The sequence below is a fragment of the Pseudoalteromonas sp. S408 genome (genome assembly GCF_005886645.1).
In the GTDB taxonomy this organism is placed as follows: Bacteria; Pseudomonadota; Gammaproteobacteria; order Enterobacterales; family Alteromonadaceae; genus Pseudoalteromonas.
Genome location: NZ_PNDY01000040.1, coordinates 1 through 3,290, shown reverse-complemented (window position 1 = coordinate 3,290; position 3,290 = coordinate 1). Strand labels below are relative to the sequence as shown.

The following is a 3,290-nucleotide window of genomic DNA, read 5'->3' as shown; positions in this document are numbered from 1 at the left end:
TATGAATAACCCCTTAGCTGGAACCGATCCAACTGGCTATTCTAGCTGTAACCCTGAGGATTCAGATGGTTGCCAAAGCGAGCCGAAGGCATTAGAAATTGTAATTACTGATGGTCCAAATAAAGGGGAGTCATCTTCTAGTCCTAATGCCGCAGGTGGTGATATTGGGAGAAAAGGCAATAGTGATAATCCAAATGCACCAATTGCTAACTCTTCCAAAAGTTCTATGCCGTCAAATGGTAATGAGAATACTCAGAAGAGCCAAGGTAAAGTAGGAAGTGCTATTAGTGATATTGGTTCTCCCAATACAATCACAAATAATAGTAGTACAGCTCCTTCGTCAGGAAACAATAGTAGTAAAGGACTATTTCCCAATATACCTACACTACCTGCGCCACCAAATGCTAAAAATCATATGTCTGGGATGAGATCTGCTCTGGGTTATGTGCAAAAATATGGTATGAATGTGCTTCAAACTATAGGGGGGGCTGGGCAGGCATTGTTAGGTGCTAGTTTGATGAGTAACCCAATAACTTTTATATTTGGTGCTTTAATTTTAGCGCATGGCCTTTTTAATACTGCTCAAGGTGTTGGTTTAACAGAAAGTAATTATGCTCAAGAAGGGTGGAGGTATGCATTGGGTGAACAATATGGTGATTACGCATATTTTGGTGTTGACATAACTAGCGCAGGTTGGGCAGCTTTAGGGAGAAAAATAGGACAATTTGGACTACGAGCTTCAGGCACAAACACCATTCATCATTCAAGAAATTTAACTAATTCTTTGGGACGGGATCGTATCCACTTTAGAGGAGATTATGTGAGAAATTATCAAACAGTATCGGGAGCCTCATTGGCTATTAATGATGGTTTAGTCATTCAGTATGGGATGAGAAGTAATGCTAACTAACGACATATTAATATGGCTTGTCCCTGCTATTTTTATTTTGGACTTATTTCTTACGATATGCGTCAAACTAAAAAAGCTAGCTGATATTAACTTGGTTGCATTAGTAAGGTTTGTAACACTAGTTTTGGGGAGCATATCAACGTGGTTATTATTTTTTGATGCGCCTTCACAAGGTATTTTATATGATTATTTACTAGGGCTAGTGCTATTGTATTACATCCCTGTTAGGTTGATATTTATACGATAATTAATAGCTAGTGGAAGCTTATTTTGTTTTTCTAGCGGTTATAGTTCCCCAATAGCCCTCGCAGTGGACTTTTTTGGAGTTATGCAGAATGCTAACTGAGAACCCGTTAGTTACATTAGTTCCTTTAATTTTTATTATTGACTTAGTTTTAACTGTGGCAGTTATAAGGAAAAAAGTAAAAGATAGGAATGTTGTTCCTGTGCTGAGGTTTTTGTTAATGGGATTAGGGGTCGCAAGTTCTTGGATTTTGTTCTTCAACTACCCATCATTAGGTCACTTATTTGATTATATTTATGGAAGTATTTTGGTTTACTTTTTAGTAATTAGAGTATTTTTACTGAGATCCTAATAAACACAAGGGAATCAAAATATGGCCGCGACTTACTCACTATTTGACTTTAAAGTGTGCAGCCAATCCCAGTAGAACTGCGCACTTGCTAGCAGCAGGCCGTGCAATCTGTGTCAGTGCCACCAATTAGTAGCACTGGCTCAAATAGCTAGCTCTGCTGTTTTAAAGTGACACTGGGGTCCTTATGGGCCAGGTCTTGTTTTTTGCTTTTTAGCCGACTAGTGCTTAATCTTTAGTTATTAATTTACTAACATAGATAGGTAAAAAAGTGGCTAGGCCGTTAATATTAGAGTTCGAAGGTGCTTTGTATCATGTTACGTCGCGAGGGAATGAGCGAAGAAAGTGGCTTAAGTGCACAAATTTATCTGCCTATAAAAATACAAAGCTCTGCACAGTAACCTGTGCAGAGTTTGTTATTTGTAACACTTAAATATCTGTAAAACTGATATAACCGTGAAGCTTAAAGTGCTTTAAAGCGGATGGCAGTGCCGCCGCTTGTTGCTAGTTTTAAAGTTAGCTTATCGTTTGCACTAACTACGCGCTTTTCGATATCTAAATCGTACGGGTTGTTTTTCCATTCTGCGTTTTTACCGTCTTGGTATATATGCGCTTCAAACTTTTTACCTTTTTCTAAAAAGTCGAGTTTTACCTCAATGGTGCGGGCTTTTTCGTCAGTCACTGCACCTATAAGTGATTAGGGTCAAATCTTGACTTCAGACATCAAAGGTCTAGATTTATAGTTTATAGTTCAGTTAATTGAATGGATTGCTATGTCTAGGCCGTTGCGAATAGAGTATGAAAATGCGTTTTATCATGTGATGAATCGTGGAAGAGGGCGTGATAATACCTTTTTGAGTGATGACGACTTTAAGTATTTTTTATATAGCATTGAGCAAGCAAGCCTTCGCTTTAATATTGAGGTGCATTCATATTGTTTAATGACTAATCATTACCACCTGTTAATAAAAACCCCCGATGCTAATTTAGGCCGAGCCATGAAGCATATTAATGGCCTTTATACTCAATACTTTAATAGAGCACATAACACAGATGGCGCGCTGTTTAGAGGGCGATACAAAGCGGTGTTGGTGGATGCTGATAACTACTTATTGCATGTTAGTCGGTATATTCATCGTAACCCAATTGAAACGAGTACCCCGATGGTAGATGACCTGGCTAAGTATAAATGGTCTAGCTATTCATCGTTTATTAAAAGGGGAGCGACGCCTAAATGGCTTGTACGAGATTTTATATTTTCGCTGCAAGGTAAAAAGCGTCAATATGCGGCGTACAAACAGTTTGTTGAATTTGAGAGCAATGAAGAGATAAGCGCTTTTTATGGCGCCAAAAAGTTATTGTCGGTGTTGGGTTGTGATAACTTTATTGAAAACATAAAGGACTATATTGCAAAATCTAACAGTGAAAGAAAGCTTGTTAGTAAAAAGCATTCAGCAGATGATGTAATTTCTTACATAGCTAAACACTTTAGTGTTGAGGTAGATGACATAGTAATGGCTAAAAAAGGGCGAAAAGAGAAAAACTTACCCCGTTGGTTTGCTATTAAATTATGCCAAGATTTAACGGGATTAAATTTGCAGGCATTAGCAGATATTTTTAATGTTAAACACTATTCGGCGATATCCAAAACTGTCTGTAGATTAAATGCATTAATGATTGAAAATAAGAAGGTTAAATTACAATTGGAAGAGCTACGAGGTTGTTTGATGTCTGAAGTCAAGATTTGACCCTCGGGGCCTTTACTTTGATGCGGTGGGTAATTTGTT

General features: G+C 37.8%; 2 protein-coding genes and 1 pseudogene. 2 read left to right on the top strand and 1 reads right to left on the bottom strand.

The annotated features are described in order from the left end of the window. The coding region (locus tag CWB62_RS18680; RefSeq protein WP_171034633.1) for a hypothetical protein at positions 1 to 910 on the top strand (910 nt) is incomplete at its 5' end. 1,056 nt (positions 911 to 1,966) lie between these two features. On the opposite strand, the pseudogene CWB62_RS18365 reads toward CWB62_RS18680, so the two are convergent. After that, positions 1,967 to 2,194: pseudogene (locus tag CWB62_RS18365) on the bottom strand (glycoside hydrolase family 97 C-terminal domain-containing protein); the annotation flags it as partial. Positions 2,195 to 2,276: 82 nt separating this feature from the next. Here CWB62_RS18365 and CWB62_RS18360 point away from each other — a divergent pair. Further along, positions 2,277 to 3,251 (top strand): transposase, encoded by a 975-nt coding sequence (locus tag CWB62_RS18360; protein WP_138530786.1) that lies wholly within the window; start codon positions 2,277 to 2,279, stop codon positions 3,249 to 3,251. Positions 3,252 to 3,290: the final 39 nt, after the last annotated feature.